This window comes from Streptosporangium sp. NPDC000396 (assembly GCF_042898655.1).
Taxonomy (GTDB): domain Bacteria; phylum Actinomycetota; class Actinomycetes; order Streptosporangiales; family Streptosporangiaceae; genus Streptosporangium.
In genome coordinates this window covers 420100-433433 of record NZ_JBIAZA010000001.1, presented here as the reverse complement: position 1 = coordinate 433433, position 13334 = coordinate 420100, and the positions used below count along the sequence as shown (strand labels likewise).

The window sequence follows — 13334 nt, the reverse complement described above, 5'->3', positions numbered from 1 at the left end:
CGATGGGCTGCCTGGAAGCTATCGCGATAAGTTACGCATGGGTAGGGGGCGTCACCCAGGCGTTACCTAGGGAAATTTCACCGTATCAGTCTCGGCGCGGCGGGCCGCCGGACCGCCGTGCGCCCCCGATGTCGTGTCTGATCCATCGCCGATGTCCGTGTTTTGCGAACGGTTAGGATGGCCGGCATGCGGGTTCATGTCGTCAGCGATGTGCATGGAAGGGCCGACGCCCTGGCACGCGCGGGAGACGGCGCCGACGCGCTCATCTGCCTGGGTGATCTGATCCTGTTCGTCGACTACGACGACCACTCCCAGGGCATCTTCGCCGAGTTGTTCGGGGCCGACAGCGCCGCGCGTTTCATCGCCCTGCGTACGGCGAAACGGTTCGAGGAGGCGCGGGCGATGTCGGCCGCGCTCTGGGCGTCGCTGGACGGGGATCCACGCGATCACATCGAGCGCTCCGTCCGCCGGCAGTACGACCAGATCTTCGCCGCGATGCCGACCCCGGCCTACCTCACCCACGGCAACGTCGACCTGCCGCGCTACTGGCCCGAATACGTCAGGGAAGGCCACCACGTGCTCGACGGGGAGACCGTGGAGATCGGCGGACTCCGGTTCGGCTTCGTCGGGGGCGGGCTGCGCACGCCGTACCGGACGCCGAACGAGATCGACGACGAGGAGTTCGCGCGCAAGGTGGAGGCCGTGGGCGAGGTGGACGTGCTCTGCTGCCACATCCCTCCCGCGGTCCCCGAACTGCTCTACGACGTGGTGGCCCGGCGCTTCGAGCGGGGCAGCGAGGCCACGCTGGAGGCGATCAGGCGGACCCAGCCGCGCTACGCCCTGTTCGGCCACGTGCACCAGCCCCTGGCGGCGCGCACGCGGATCGGCAGGACCGAATGCCTCAACGTGGGCCACTTCCGCGGCAGGGGAGTGCCCTTCGTACTGGAGTGGTGAGCCGGACGTTCGCCCGGAAACGATGAACGAGTACGGTAAGCCCATGGCTGATCGCACCACTTCGAGCATCACGATCGGCGCCGACCGGTCGACCGTCATCACGGTGATCGCCGACTTCGCCTCATACCCGGAGTGGGCGGGCCAGGTGAAGTCGGCTCAGGTCCTCTCCACGGGGGAGGACGGCCGCCCGGCCATGGTCCGGTTCACCCTGGACGCGGGCATCATCAGCGACGAATACACCCTCGGTTACACCTGGAACGGCGAGGAGTCCGTCGCCTGGAAGGTCGCCGAAGAGGGGAAGATGGTCTCCGGGCTCACCGGAAGTTACCGCCTGGCGGACACGGGCGACGGCACCGAGGTGACATACGAACTCGCCGTGGATCTCAAGGTCCCGATGATCGGCATGATCAAGCGCAAGGCGGAGAAGGTCATCATCGACACCGCCCTGAAGGGGCTGAAGAAGCGCGTCGAAGGCTCATGAGAGAGCCGGGTGCGCGAGCCTGTGAACGCACCGTGACGGCGGGCGCGGGCTTCGAGCCCCCGGGCGGGGAGGGCACGTGAGCAGGGTCCTGCTGTTCACCGGCAAGGGAGGCGTCGGCAAGACGACCGCGGCGGCGGCCACCGCCACCCTCGCCGCCAAGGCCGGGCACAAGACGCTGGTGGTCTCCACCGACACCGCGCACTCGCTCGCCGACACGCTCGGCGTGACCGCTCGAGGCGAGCCCGCCGAGGTCTCGCCCGGCCTCTACCTGTACCAGGTGGACACCCAGAAGGCGCTGGAGCGCCAGTGGGGCGAGCTCCGCGATTACGCGACGGGCTTGTTCGCCGAGCTGGGCCTGGACGAGGTCACCGCCGAGGAGATCACGGTGCTGCCGGGCGCCGAGGAGGTCATCGCCCTGCTGGAGCTGCGCGAGCAGGCCCGCAGCGGGCGATGGGACGTGATCGTCGTCGACTGCGCGCCCACCGCCGAGACGCTTCGGCTGCTCGCCCTGCCCGAGGCGCTCGACTGGCACGTGAACCGGCTGCTGCCGGTCGGCAGGCGTCTGCTGCGCACCCTCTCCCCGCTGATCCGCCGGGTGGCGCAGGTCAGCGTGCCCGAGGACCACGTGGTGGGTGCGGGGGAGCGGCTCCACCGAGGCCTGCTGGAGATCCGCGAACTGCTCACCGGCCCCGACGCCAGCGTGCGGCTGGTGCTCACCCCCGAGGCCGTCGTGCTGGCCGAGGCCCGCCGTACGCTCACCTCCCTCAGCCTGTACGGCTACCGCGTCGACGCGGTGATCGCCAACCGGGTCTTCCCCGCCGAAGGCGCCGACCCGTGGCGGCGGAAGTGGGTGACGGCCCAGGCCAGGCACATGGCGGAGGTCGAGGAGTCCTTCGCCCCGCTGCCCGTCCACACCGTGCCCTACCTCGACGCCGAACCCGTCGGCGTCGAGGTCCTCGGCCGGGTCGCCGAGGCCATGTACGGCGAGGCCGACCCCTTCGCCCCGCCCGCGGGGGACCCGCCCCTGCGGATCACCCCCGAGGGCGAGCTGATCCTCGCCCTGCCGCTCGCCGAGAAGGGAGAGGTGGACCTGGCGCGGAAGAGGGACGAACTGATCGTCGACGTGGGAGCCTACCGCCGGGTCCTGGCCCTGCCCGCGGCCCTCGCCCGCAGATCCGTGCGAGAGGCCGTGCTCCGCGACGGCCTTCTCCGGGTACGGTTCGAGGCGGGAGGGCGTGATGACTGAAAAGACCGACAACGAGAGAGACCCGCTGAGCAGCGCGACCGAAGAGGCGTTCAAGCTTTTTGAGGCGCTCCAGCAGAAAGCGGCCAGAGAGCTGCGCAAGAACCTGATCAAGGGCACGATGACCGGGTTCGGCGGCACGTTCTCCAGTGGCGGCCGGGGGAGGAGCCAGGACGTGTGGGGGGAGGCGGTCTCCGAGCATGACGAATACATCTGCCGGGCCTGCCCCGTCTGCCGCGCGATGGCCGCCCAGCGCGAGTCGGGTGGCGTGGTCGCCGATCACCTGATGCAGGCGGGCAGCGAGCTGTTCGCCGCGTTCAAGTCCGCCGTCGACGGGCTCAACAAGCCGTCGCCGTCACAGCGGGCGCGCGAACGCAACCAGGAAGAGACCCCCGTGGAGCACATCGACCTGGGGTGAGCCCAGGGGGAGAAGGTGGACAATGGCGCTGACCATCGGCATTGACATCGGCGGTACCAAGGTCGCGGCCGGCGTGGTGGACGAGGACGGGCAGATCGTCGAGCATCTCCTGCGTCCGACTCCGGCGGACAACCCCGAGCAGGTCGCCGAGATGATCGCCGAGATGATCCGGGAGCTGGCCAAGGGCCGGGAGATCGAGGCCGTGGGGCTCGGCGCCGCCGGGTTCGTCGACGAGACGCGGTCGGTCGTACGCTTCGCGCCCAACCTCGCCTGGCGTGAGGAGCCGCTGCAGAAGAAGGTCTCCGGCCTCGTCGGCCTGCCCGTCGTGGTGGAGAACGACGCCAACGCGATGGCGTGGGCCGAGGCCAAGTTCGGTGCCGGGCGTGGCGAGAGCCACCTGGTGTGCGTGACCGTCGGCACCGGCATCGGCGGCGGAATCGTGCTCAACGGCTCGCTCTACCGGGGCCGCTGGGGCATGGGCGCCGAGCTCGGCCACATGCAGGTGGTTCCGGGAGGACGCCTGTGCGGCTGCGGCAAGCTGGGGTGCTGGGAGCAGTACGCCAGCGGCAACGCCCTGGTCATCGAGGCCAAGGAGATCGCCGCCGCCGACCCGGAACGCGCCGCCAGGCTGCTGGAGATCGCCGGTGGCACGCCCGACCAGATCGAGGGCCAGGAGGTCACCGAGGCGGCCCGGCAGGGAGACCCCGCCGCGCTGGCCGCGTTCTCCTCGATCGCCAGGTGGCTCGGCCAGGGAATGGCCGACCTCGCCGCGGTCCTCGACCCCGGTTGCTTCGTCCTCGGAGGCGGTGTCTCGCGCGCCTCGGATCTCTGGTTCGACCAGGCCCGCGAGGCCTTCGCCGAGGACCTGTCCGGCCGGGGGCACCGTCCGCTGGCCGACATCCGCCTCGCCGAACTGGGCGCGTCCGCGGGCCTGGTCGGCGCGGCGGACCTCGCACGAAGGCGCTGAGGCGCGCTCGCGTGGCCACCTGGGGCGGCCCGGAGCCGTCCGCCCGCACACGATGACGTCGGTTCCGGCGTACGGGCGCTGGTGCGCCGGGGCCCGCGGAGCTACGCTCACGTCACGTCTCGTCGTGTGAGGTCGCCGTGGTGCTCAGGGTCGCCAGCTACAACGTGCGTTCCATGAAAGACGACGTCGCCGCGCTGGGACGGGTGATCACCGCGCTCCGCGCCGACGTGCTCTGCGTGCAGGAGGCGCCCCGTTTCCTGTGCTGGCGCCGCAAGCGCGGGAAGCTGGCCGCCTCCGGGGGGCTGAGCGTGGCGGCGGGCCGCCGCCTCGGCGGGGTGAGCGTGCTGATCGGCCCAGGCGTGCGGCTGCTGCACGGAGAGGGCCACCTGCTGAAGTTCTTCTTCGGCCTGGAACAGCGCGCGATCGCGATCGCGGTGGTGGAGACCGGGGGGCAGCGGGTGGCCGTCGGCTCCGTCCACCTGGACCTCGACGGGGCCGCCCGGCTGCACCACGCGGCCGAGGCGATGGCCCTGCTGCGGGCCGCCGCCGATCGTTTCGGCGCGTTGCCGGTGCTCGCCGGGGACATCAACGAGCAGTCGCACGAGCCGACCTGGCGATACCTCGCCGAGCGGCTGACCGACTGCTATCCGGTCTCCCCGCGAGGGGACGGCCGCACCTTTCCCGCCAGGGGGCCGCGTGAGCGCATCGACGGGATCTTCGCGGCGGCGGGGTTCTCGGTGATCTCCTGCGGCGGGGCCGAGGTCGATCCGGCCGACCTGACGGCGGCCACCGACCACCTGCCGGTGGTCGCCGAGCTGAGCCATCCGGGTCCCGGATCCGATGATCACGTGGAATATGTCCAGGAGCGGGATCAGGAAGGTCCGCGAGGAGCACTGTTCCCGTGACGGCCGGCAGGCTCCCGTCCCCCGGATCGCGCGGGCGGTCGTTCGCGGGCCCTACGGTCCTGACATGGTGCGGAGCATCGCCCGGTTAATCCCAAGACCTGGTCAGGAAGCGGTCCGGCCGTCCTTTTCAGCTCCTTGGGGGAGGCCAACTAGGGGGGAGCGGCGCGCGGGGTCCGGGCCTGACCCGTACCATTTGGGGCATGACCCGTCGCCTTCCGCGGCGTGTGCTGGCGCTGTGCGCGGGAGGATGGCTCCTGTTGTCCGCGCATCCACCCGCCGCTCACGCCGATCCCGCCGACCCGTCCACGACGGAGACCTGGCAGGCGTCGACCAGCGCGCGCCTGAGCACCGACGGATCGCTGTCCGACGTGGCCGGTGTCTCGGCCGGCAGCGTCTGGGCGGTGGGTCAGCAGAGCGTCTGGGACATCTGGCAGAGCCGCGGCGCGATCACCCACTGGGACGGAGTCGCCTGGACCGAGGTCGGCATCCGCAACGACCCCACCGGCGCCGGCCTCCTGCGCTCGGTCGCGGCCGCCTCGCCGACGGAGCTGTGGGCCGCCGGCGAGGGGCATGACGGCCTGCCGTACCTCGCGAGGGGAGACGGGGCCTCCTTCGACCGGGTCGTCGTCGACAAGCTGCGCGTGGGCGACTGGCTGGGCGGGGTGTCGGCCGTCCCGGGCCGGATGGTCGCGGTCGGCCGCCGCGACCGGCAGCCGATGATCGTCACCGAGAGCGGCGGCAGGTGGAGGGTCACGCAGCTCAAGAGCCCGGAGGAGTCCAAGGGCAAGAACGCGCAGTCCAAGGACAAAGACTCGGACGAGCTCAAGGGCACACTGTACGGCGTGGCGCTGTCCGGTAAGAGCGACGGATGGGCGGTGGGCGACGCCGAGGGCAAACCGTTGATCGCGAAGCTGTCCGACGGGCGCTGGAAGATCTTCCGCACTCCCGACATCCCCGGCGGCTACCTGCGTGACGTCTATCTCAACGGGCCGAAGCGGGCACTGGCGGTCGGCGGCGTCTACGAGGCGTCGTCCGGCAAGGTCAGCCCGCTGATCCTGTCCTGGAACGGCAGGAAGTGGTCCCCGGTGACCCCGCCCGGGGACAACGTGCGCCTGTACGGCGTGACCGGCGACCGTAAGAGCCGCTTCTGGATATCGGGGGTGGACCTGGACCAGCCCAGCGCGCCGTTCCTGATCCACTACGACGGCCACAAGGTCAAGCCGCTGCACGGCGCCGCCGTCGCCTCCCGGACCGTCAGGCTCCAGTCGGCGGCCTATCTGCCGGGCACCGGCACCGTGGTGACCGTAGGCCACGTGGTGGACGCCGCCGGCCGATACACCGACGTGATCGAGCGGTTCGGCGCGCCCGAGCGGGCCAAGCCGTAACCGCCGGATGACCGGCCCGAGCGGGCCGGGCCATATCTGCCGGATGCCGTGCCCGAGCGGGCCGGGCCACACCCGTCAGATGACCGCGCCGTCGTCCCAGCCTGAGTCGCTGGGCGGGCCGTCGCCCATCCGCACCACCAGCGCCACGAAGCCGCCGATGAACGCGGCGACCGCCGTGAACAGCATCCAGCCCTGCAGGTTCCAGCCCAGGGCGGCGCTGAGCAGCAGGTAGGCGGGACCGCCGAACAGGGCCAGCCAGGCGATCTTGGTGGTGGTGTCGGTCTTGGGCAGCGGAGGCGGTGGCGGAGGGATGTAGTGGCCCTCGTCGTCGGCATCCGCCTGCTCGGCGCCGGTTTCGGAGGTGAAGTCGGCGAAGTCGGCGAAGTCCTCCTTCACCGGCAGGTGCTCCTCGTCCGACTGTTTGATCACCCGTCGGGAGGGCTCGGCCGGCAGGTTCTCGCTGTCCGGCCAGGGCTGGTCGGCCGAGTCGCGCTCGGCGGTGTCGTTGAAGGACGCGACGATCTGGCGCCAGACCTCGTCCTCATCGCTTTGAGGTGTCACTTAGCTGAGCCCGTTACTCATCGGCCGGTCACTTCCCTCCGGAGACCGTGCATCCCCCACCCGCGATCAGTCTCCCTGCAAGGGTACAGAGGTGTTCGTATTGATGAACTCCAGGCTCCCCGCAAAGATCCGATCCGCATCATTGTCGAGTGTCGCGACGTGGTAGCTGTCGTTGAGCTCCACCACATTAAGATTCCCCCCGGTCAGCTTCTCACGCAGAATACGCACACTGGTTGGCTTCACCACATGGTCCTGCGGGCTGTGGAAGACCAGCACCGGCTGGGTGATCTTGTTCAGTTCCGACTGGGTCAGCGCCCACAGCCGGGGAAGGGTGGCCGCGGCCTTGACCGGCGTGCGCGTGTAGGCGAGCTCGGTCACCCCCTCTTTCTTGATGTCTCCGGCCACGCCCGGCACCGACGGGACCACCAGCCTGAGCAGCGGCGCCAGCTTGAGCAGCGGCACGTCGTTGGCCACCGACGGATTGACGATCACCAGTCCCCTGACCCCGTCGCCGTGGACCTGGGCCAGGCGCAGCGCCATGCAGCCGCCCATCGACAGGCCCATCACGAAGACCTCGTCGCAGAGGCCGCGCAGGTCCGCCAACGTCCGGTCCAGCTCGGCGTACCAGTCTTCCCAGCGGGTGCGGCTCATCTCCTGCCAGGTGGTGCCGTGTCCGGGCAGCCGGGGCAGTGCCACGGTCAGGCCCGCCTCGGCCAGGTATTCCCCCCAGGGGCGCAAAGATTGCGGTGATCCAGTGAAACCATGGCAGAGCAGCACGCCGACCCGCCCACCTTTATGGTGGTACGGTTCCGCACCGGGAATGACTGGCATTGTGGCTCCTTGTAAGGTTCGCCCGATCGTCGCACGACTGGGGCGTATTTTGCGAGAGGTCGATTTGAGCGGTTTTGCGGTGTAGGTCGTCGGGACCGAAGGTGCGAAGATAACTCCAGGTCCACGCCTGTCGAACGAAGGAGCCTCGCGTGTTCTACTGGGTGGTGAAGGCCATCCTCTGGCCCTTCCTCCATCTCGTCTTCCGTCCGTGGGCGGAAGGGACGGAGAACGTGCCGAAGGAAGGGCCGGTAATCCTGGCCGGCAACCACCTGTCGTTCGCCGACCATTTCTTCGGGGCGCTCTTCCTGCCGCGCAAGGTGATCTCCCTCGGTAAATCCGACTACTTCACCGGTCGCGGCGTCAAGGGCGTCATCAGCAGGGCCTTCTTCAGCGGTGTGGGCACCGTTCCGATCGACCGGTCGGGCGGCAAGGCCAGCGAGGCGGCGCTCCGCACCGGCAAGCGCATCCTGGCCGAGGGCCAGGTGCTCGCGATCTACCCCGAAGGCACCCGTTCCCACGACGGCCGCCTCTACAAGGGCAAGACCGGCGTGGCCCGGCTGGCCCTGGAGTCGCGCGTGCCGGTCATCCCGTGGGCGATGATCAACACCTTCGAGATGATGCCTCCCGGCCGGCCCTTCCCCAAGCTGGGCATCCGTCCGGGCGTGAGGTTCGGCAAGCCCCTGGACTTCTCCCGCTACTACGGGATGGAGGAAGACCGCCTGGTGCTGCGTGCCGTCACCGACGAGATCATGTATGCGCTGATGGAGCTCTCCGGCCAGGAGTACGTCGACAAATACGCCGCGAGCGCCAAGGTGGAGGCCGCCCGGGCGGCCAAGGAAGGCACCGGGCAGCCCTGAGCCTCGCGGTGCGTCGTCCTCCCGGCCGGTCCGCGGCATAGGCGGAGATCCACATAACAGGCCCAAGGCGCGGTCCCGCGGGACACGCCCTGCCCGATGGGCGGGACTCGGTCCGGGCTATGCTCCCGATAGTGGCCGAGCCCATCGACCCCGACGTCGATCTCACCGAGGAGCGCCAGCGCCGCGAGCTGCGCCGCTCGCACTACGGTGTCCTGGCGGCGGTCGCCGCCGGCGGGGCGATCGGAGCCGCCGCCCGTTACGGCACGGGCCTGCTGTGGCCGACCCCGGCCGGGTCGTTTCCGTGGACCACGCTGGGCGTCAACGTGTCCGGGTCCCTGGCGATCGGGATCCTCATGGTGGTGCTGACCGAGATGGCAACGGCACCGGTGTGGGTGAGGCCCTTCCTCGGCACCGGTGTGCTGGGCGGGTTCACCACCTTCTCCACCTACAGTGTGGACATCGAGCACCTGGTGCTGGGCGGCCGGGCGGATCTCGCGCTCGGCTACCTGGCGGCGACGGCCGCGGCGGCCCTGCTGGCGGTGGCGGCCGGCGCGCGGGGCGCTCGCCGGCTCCTGACAATGAGGAGATCGCGATGAACCTGTCCGGACGGGCCACGCGATTGACGATCATCGTCGATGACACCGACACCTGGCATCACCGCCCCATGTACACCGAGATCGTGCACCGCGCCCATGCCGCCGGCCTGTCCGGAGCGTCGGTCTTCCACGGGATCGAAGGCTTCGGCGGCGCCCAGATCGTGCACACCACCCGGTTGCTGTCGATGGCCGACGACCTGCCGGTGGCGATCGTGATCGTCGACGCCGAGCAGCGGATCCGCGACTTCCTGCCATGCCTGGAGGAACTGTCCATCGAAGGCCTGGTCGTCCTGGACGAGGTCGAGGTCGTCCGCTACCACGGCCGGCAGGCAAGGTGAACTGGCTGTTGGTGCTGCTCGGCGGCGCGGTCGGCGCGTGCCTGCGCTATCTCACCGACCGCGCCGTGCAGGCTCGCCACGACACGGTCTTCCCCTGGGGCACTTTCACCGTCAACATGGCCGGTTCGCTGGTCCTGGGCGCGCTGGCCGGAGCGGCGCTGGCGGGGGCGGTGGGCGCCGAAACGCAGCTGCTGCTGGGCACCGGGCTGTGCGGGGCGCTGACCACATACTCGACGTTCTCCTACGAGACGCTGCGGCTCGCCGAGAGCGGTGCGATGTTCTTCGCCGCCGTCAACGTCATCGCCTCGATCGTCGCGGGGCTGGGGGCGGCGTTCGTCGGTCTGGTGCTCGCCCAGGCCGTCTTCGGCTGACCTCCTCCGGTCTCCGGCCGACCGGCTCCCTGGTCCGGGGACTCGCCTGGCCCTACGGCGGCCCGAAGGACGTGATCACCTCACGGACCTGCTCCCGCAGCCAGACGTGACCCCCGTCGGCGTCGTGCCGCGGATGCCAGGCCTGCGAGATCCGCAGCCCGGGAAGGTCAAGCGGGACCGGGAAGGTCACCAGTCCCAGCGCGCGCACCACGTCACGGGAGAGGTTCTCCGTGACCAGGCCGACGGCGTCGGAGGTGAGCGTCGTGACGAGCGAGGCGGTGAAGGTGGGCACCGAGGCGACCACCCGGCGCTCCAGGCCGTGAGCGCGCAGGGCGTCGTCGACCGGACCGCTCAACTTGCCCCGGCGTGAAACCGTGATGTGGTCGGCCGAGGCGAACCGCTCCCGGGTCAGCTCGCCGGTGAGCAGCGGGTGCCCCGGACGCACCGCTCCGACGAGCCTGTCGCCCATGAGCGGCTCGACCCGCGTCTCCGGCGGGGCCCGGTCGACGACACCCACCTCCAGATCCGCGAGGCCCTCCCTGAGGACCGGGAGGTCGCTCGCGCTCTCGGCGAGGAATCTGATGGTGACACCCGTGGCCAGCCGCTGGACCCGGGCGATGAGCGAGGCGGCGATCGCGGTGACGACGGCGTCGTTGGCCAGCAGCGTGAAGGTACGGCGGAGCGTGGCGAGGTCAAGCTCGGCCGGTGGCGCGAAGACGGCCTGAGCCCGCTCGACAAGGTCCCTCACCTCCGCCCGGAGCGTCTCGGCCCGGGGCGTGGGGACCATCTGCCTGCCGGAGCGCACCAGGACCGGGTCGCCCAGCGCCTTGCGGATCCGGCCGAGCGTACGGCTCATCGCGGGCTCCGACAGGTGCAGCCGCGTGGCCGCACCGGACACGCTCCTCTCGTCGAGGAGGACGTCCAGGGCGACGAGCAGGTTGAGGTCCAGTTTCATTGATTGCGTCTGGTGCATTTATCTCCTGTGAAAGATGCATTTGAAGTTAAGTACGAGTGATTTTACGGTGAGGACATCCAGAGAGCGGCGCGCGCGACTTTCGGACTCCTGATCTCCACCGAACTCTCCGAGGTGACCGTGACCGCTGTCAGCATGCCTCCGTCACAGACGGGCCACCCCCGCCGCCGCGCGGTGGCGGCCCTGATGTCCGCCGCCGTGATCATGGTGGTGTCGCTCGTCGCCGCCATCAACCTGGCCATCCCGAAACTGTCGGCCGGCGGGCTGAATCCCTCGCCGACGGGACTGCTGTGGATCGTCGACTCCTACGTCATCGTCTTCGCCTGCCTGCTGATCCCCGCCGGAGCCGTAGGGGACAGGCTCGGGCGCAAGAGGGTGCTCCTGGCCGGGCTCGCGATTTTCATCATCGGATGCCTGATCTCCGCGGCGGCGCCCGCCGTCGCGGTGCTCATCGCCGGTCGCGCGATCACCGGGGTCGGCGCCGCCATGATCATGCCGGCGACGCTTTCGCTCACCGTGGCGGTCTTCGCCCCCGCGGAGCGGCCGGCGGCGATCGCCGGATGGACCGCGGCGACTGGGGTCGCCGGGATCATCGGCAACGTCGGCGGCGGCCTCGTCCTGGAGTACCTGCCCTGGCAGGCGCTGTTCCTGACGCCCGTGCCGATCGCCGCCGCACTGGCCCTGCTCGCCGCCCGCGTCGCGCCCGCGGTGCCCAGGCATCCCGCCGACCTCGACCCGGCGGGTTCGGCGCTGCTCGTCGTGGCCTCGGTCGCCCTGCTCTACGGCATCATCGAGGGGCCCGAGCTGGGCTGGGGCAGCGCCCAGGTGCTCTGCGGGTTCGGGGTGGCCGCGATCCTGTTCACCGTGTTCGTCCTGCACCAGCTCCGCACCCCCAGGCCGCTCCTGGACCCCAGGATCTTCCTGCGGCCCCGGCTCCGCGCGGGTGTGCTCGGAGTGACCACGGCGTTCTTCGGTCTCTTCGCCCTGTTCTTCGTCAACGCCCAGTACCTGCAGAACGCGAAGGGCTTCAGCCCGCTGACGACCGGTGTGGCCATCCTGCCGCTGGCGATCGCGATGTTCGTGACGTCCCGGAGAAGCGTGCCGCTGGCCGCCCGCTTCGGAACGCTTCCGGTGGTCACGACCGGGTTGCTGGGGATCGTGACGGGGCTGGGGTTGCTCTCCCTGGCGGGCCCGGCCACGCCGTACCCCGTGTACGCCCTCTACCTGCTCGTCATGGGCACGTCGATGGGCCTGTGCGTGCCCGTCCTGTCCGTCGGGGTCATCGCCGCGCTGCCGCCCGAGCGTGCGGGCATGGGATCGGGGCTGAACAGCGCGGGCCGCGAGCTCGGCAGCGCGCTGGGAGTCGCGGTGATCGGCACGGCGATGAGCCAGGCGGGCACCGGCGTCGGCTACCGCGTCATCGCCGTCGCCGTGCTGGCCGGAGCCGCCGTCACCCTGCGATGGATGACGTCGGCCCTGCCCTCCGCGCCGGAGCAGACCTGAGCCCGCCTCCGAGCCGGGGCGCCCCGGACCCCTGATCGAAAGACCGGGGACGCGCCTTCACGCGGTGCCCGGCTCCGTGAGATGAGCGCGGATCTGGCGGATGTGCTCCGGGGTGGTACGGCAGCAGCCGCCGACGAGGTGCGCGCCCGCGGCGTGCCACCCGGCCGCCGCCGCGCCGAACTCGACCGGGTCGGCCAGCCCGAGCCACCGGCGGTTCGGAGCGTCCCAGGTCTCCCCGGAGTTCGGGTAGACCACCACGGGAACGCCCTCGATCTGCCCGATGAGGCTGGGGATGTGGCGTGGCGCCGTGCAGTTGACACCGACCGCGACCACCTGGGGATTGCCGGTGAAGAGCGCCGCGGCGTCCTTGAGCGGGGTGCCGTCGTTGATGTGCTCGCCGTCGCGGCAGGAGAAGCTCACCCACGCCCTCACGCCGGGCGTCTCGGCCAGCAGCCGGGCGATCGCGCGGGCCTCGGCGTAGGAGGGGATGGTCTCGCAGGCCAGCAGGTCGGCTCCGCTGTCGGCCAGGATGTGCCAGCGGTCCCGGTGCCAGCCGGTCAGGCCGTCTTCGTCGAGGTCGTAGTCGCCGGTGTATTCGGCGCCGTTGGCCAGGTAAGCCCCATAGGGCCCGACACTGGCCGCCACCGTGCCCCGGCCGTGGGAGTCTCTGGCCTCCACGGCGAGCCGGACCGACAGCCTGATCAGCCCTTCCGCCTCCTGGCTCGTCAGGCCGCGCCGGACGAACCCCGGGATGCTCGCCTGGTAACTCGCCGTCGTCGCCGCGTCGGCCCCGGCGGCGAAGTAGTCGAGATGCGCCTGGCGGATCACCGAGGGGTTCTCCATCAGGAGCTTCGCCGACCAGAGCTCGTCCCGCAGGTCCGCGCCGAGCGCCTCCAGATGTGTGGCCAGCCCGCCGTCCAGAATCACCATCCGGCTACTTTATGTCACCCG

At 70.5% G+C, this 13334-nt stretch carries 16 protein-coding genes; 12 read left to right on the top strand and 4 right to left on the bottom strand.

What is annotated here, in order from left to right:
• The first annotated feature begins 186 nt into the window (after positions 1-186).
• From ACFY2X_RS01930 to ACFY2X_RS01900, 7 genes are all read left to right on the top strand, one after another.
• Positions 187-954, top strand: coding sequence for a metallophosphoesterase (locus tag ACFY2X_RS01930; RefSeq protein WP_389931053.1), 768 nt, complete (start codon positions 187-189; stop codon positions 952-954).
• 43 nt (positions 955-997) lie between these two features.
• Positions 998-1435, top strand: a complete 438-nt coding sequence (locus ACFY2X_RS01925; RefSeq protein ID WP_389931051.1) for an SRPBCC family protein — start codon at positions 998-1000, stop codon at positions 1433-1435.
• Positions 1436-1511: 76 nt separating this feature from the next.
• Positions 1512-2681 carry an ArsA family ATPase gene (locus ACFY2X_RS01920; RefSeq protein WP_389931049.1) on the top strand — a complete coding sequence of 390 codons (1170 nt, stop codon included), beginning with the start codon at positions 1512-1514 and terminating at the stop codon, positions 2679-2681.
• Positions 2674-3096: a hypothetical protein gene (locus tag ACFY2X_RS01915; protein WP_389931047.1), complete on the top strand. Its 423-nt coding sequence runs from the start codon at positions 2674-2676 to the stop codon at positions 3094-3096. The genes ACFY2X_RS01920 and ACFY2X_RS01915 overlap by 8 nt, the downstream gene beginning before the upstream one ends.
• A 22-nt stretch (positions 3097-3118) precedes the next feature.
• A complete protein-coding gene (locus ACFY2X_RS01910; protein WP_389931046.1) occupies positions 3119-4063 on the top strand; it encodes an ROK family glucokinase in 945 nt (314 codons plus the stop codon).
• A 137-nt stretch (positions 4064-4200) separates the two neighbouring features.
• The gene (locus ACFY2X_RS01905) at positions 4201-4968 is read left to right on the top strand and encodes an endonuclease/exonuclease/phosphatase family protein (protein ID WP_389931044.1); all 768 of its coding nucleotides are present in this window, start codon (positions 4201-4203) and stop codon (positions 4966-4968) included.
• 200 nt (positions 4969-5168) lie between these two features.
• Positions 5169-6353 carry a hypothetical protein gene (locus ACFY2X_RS01900; protein ID WP_389931042.1) on the top strand — a complete coding sequence of 395 codons (1185 nt, stop codon included), beginning with the start codon at positions 5169-5171 and terminating at the stop codon, positions 6351-6353.
• Between the two features lie 75 nt (positions 6354-6428).
• Here ACFY2X_RS01900 and ACFY2X_RS01895 read toward each other — a convergent pair whose 3' ends face one another.
• Together ACFY2X_RS01895 and ACFY2X_RS01890 are read right to left on the bottom strand one after the other, a co-directional pair.
• Positions 6429-6914, bottom strand: coding sequence for a hypothetical protein (locus ACFY2X_RS01895; protein ID WP_389931040.1), 486 nt, complete (start codon positions 6912-6914; stop codon positions 6429-6431).
• 66 nt (positions 6915-6980) lie between these two features.
• Positions 6981-7745, bottom strand: a complete 765-nt coding sequence (locus ACFY2X_RS01890) for an alpha/beta hydrolase (RefSeq protein ID WP_389931039.1) — start codon at positions 7743-7745, stop codon at positions 6981-6983.
• 149 nt (positions 7746-7894) lie between these two features.
• Between ACFY2X_RS01890 and ACFY2X_RS01885 the strand changes: the two genes are divergently transcribed.
• The 4 genes from ACFY2X_RS01885 to crcB all read left to right on the top strand — a co-directional run bounded on the left by ACFY2X_RS01885 (position 7895) and on the right by crcB (position 9907).
• Positions 7895-8602, top strand: coding sequence for a lysophospholipid acyltransferase family protein (locus ACFY2X_RS01885; RefSeq protein ID WP_389931037.1), 708 nt, complete (start codon positions 7895-7897; stop codon positions 8600-8602).
• A gap of 131 nt (positions 8603-8733) precedes the next feature.
• Positions 8734-9198, top strand: a complete 465-nt coding sequence (locus tag ACFY2X_RS01880) for a fluoride efflux transporter FluC (protein ID WP_389931036.1) — start codon at positions 8734-8736, stop codon at positions 9196-9198.
• The gene (locus ACFY2X_RS01875; protein ID WP_389931034.1) at positions 9195-9536 is read left to right on the top strand and encodes a DUF190 domain-containing protein; all 342 of its coding nucleotides are present in this window, start codon (positions 9195-9197) and stop codon (positions 9534-9536) included. The genes ACFY2X_RS01880 and ACFY2X_RS01875 overlap by 4 nt, the downstream gene beginning before the upstream one ends.
• Positions 9533-9907, top strand: a complete 375-nt coding sequence (gene crcB / locus ACFY2X_RS01870) for a fluoride efflux transporter CrcB (RefSeq protein ID WP_389931031.1) — start codon at positions 9533-9535, stop codon at positions 9905-9907. Before ACFY2X_RS01875 ends, crcB begins: the two co-directional genes overlap by 4 nt.
• Before the next feature lie 52 nt (positions 9908-9959).
• On the opposite strand, the gene ACFY2X_RS01865 is transcribed toward crcB, so the two are convergent.
• On the bottom strand, positions 9960-10862 hold the full coding sequence (locus tag ACFY2X_RS01865) for a LysR family transcriptional regulator (protein ID WP_389931027.1): 903 nt from the start codon (positions 10860-10862) through the stop codon (positions 9960-9962).
• 138 nt (positions 10863-11000) lie between these two features.
• Here ACFY2X_RS01865 and ACFY2X_RS01860 point away from each other — a divergent pair, with 138 nt between their 5' ends.
• A complete protein-coding gene (locus ACFY2X_RS01860) occupies positions 11001-12383 on the top strand; it encodes an MFS transporter (RefSeq protein ID WP_389931025.1) in 1383 nt (460 codons plus the stop codon).
• Positions 12384-12440: 57 nt separating this feature from the next.
• Here the strand turns inward: ACFY2X_RS01860 and mmuM are convergent, their stop codons facing one another.
• Entirely contained in the window at positions 12441-13313 is an 873-nt protein-coding gene (gene mmuM / locus ACFY2X_RS01855; protein WP_389931023.1) for a homocysteine S-methyltransferase, read from the bottom strand.
• Positions 13314-13334 lie beyond the last annotated feature (21 nt).

Excerpts from the sequence above, each read along its gene's own strand:
- ACFY2X_RS01930 (WP_389931053.1), top strand. The coding sequence starts at position 187 with ATGCGGGTTCATGTCGTCAGCGATGTGCATGGAAGGGCCGACGCCCTG.
- ACFY2X_RS01925 (WP_389931051.1), top strand. The coding sequence starts at position 998 with ATGGCTGATCGCACCACTTCGAGCATCACGATCGGCGCCGACCGGTCG.
- ACFY2X_RS01915 (WP_389931047.1), top strand. The coding sequence starts at position 2,674 with ATGACTGAAAAGACCGACAACGAGAGAGACCCGCTGAGCAGCGCGACC.
- ACFY2X_RS01910 (WP_389931046.1), top strand. The coding sequence starts at position 3,119 with ATGGCGCTGACCATCGGCATTGACATCGGCGGTACCAAGGTCGCGGCC.
- ACFY2X_RS01900 (WP_389931042.1), top strand. The coding sequence starts at position 5,169 with ATGACCCGTCGCCTTCCGCGGCGTGTGCTGGCGCTGTGCGCGGGAGGA.
- ACFY2X_RS01890 (WP_389931039.1), bottom strand. The coding sequence starts at position 7,745 with ATGCCAGTCATTCCCGGTGCGGAACCGTACCACCATAAAGGTGGGCGG.
- ACFY2X_RS01875 (WP_389931034.1), top strand. The coding sequence starts at position 9,195 with ATGAACCTGTCCGGACGGGCCACGCGATTGACGATCATCGTCGATGAC.
- ACFY2X_RS01865 (WP_389931027.1), bottom strand. The coding sequence starts at position 10,862 with ATGAAACTGGACCTCAACCTGCTCGTCGCCCTGGACGTCCTCCTCGAC.
- mmuM (WP_389931023.1), bottom strand. The coding sequence starts at position 13,313 with ATGGTGATTCTGGACGGCGGGCTGGCCACACATCTGGAGGCGCTCGGC.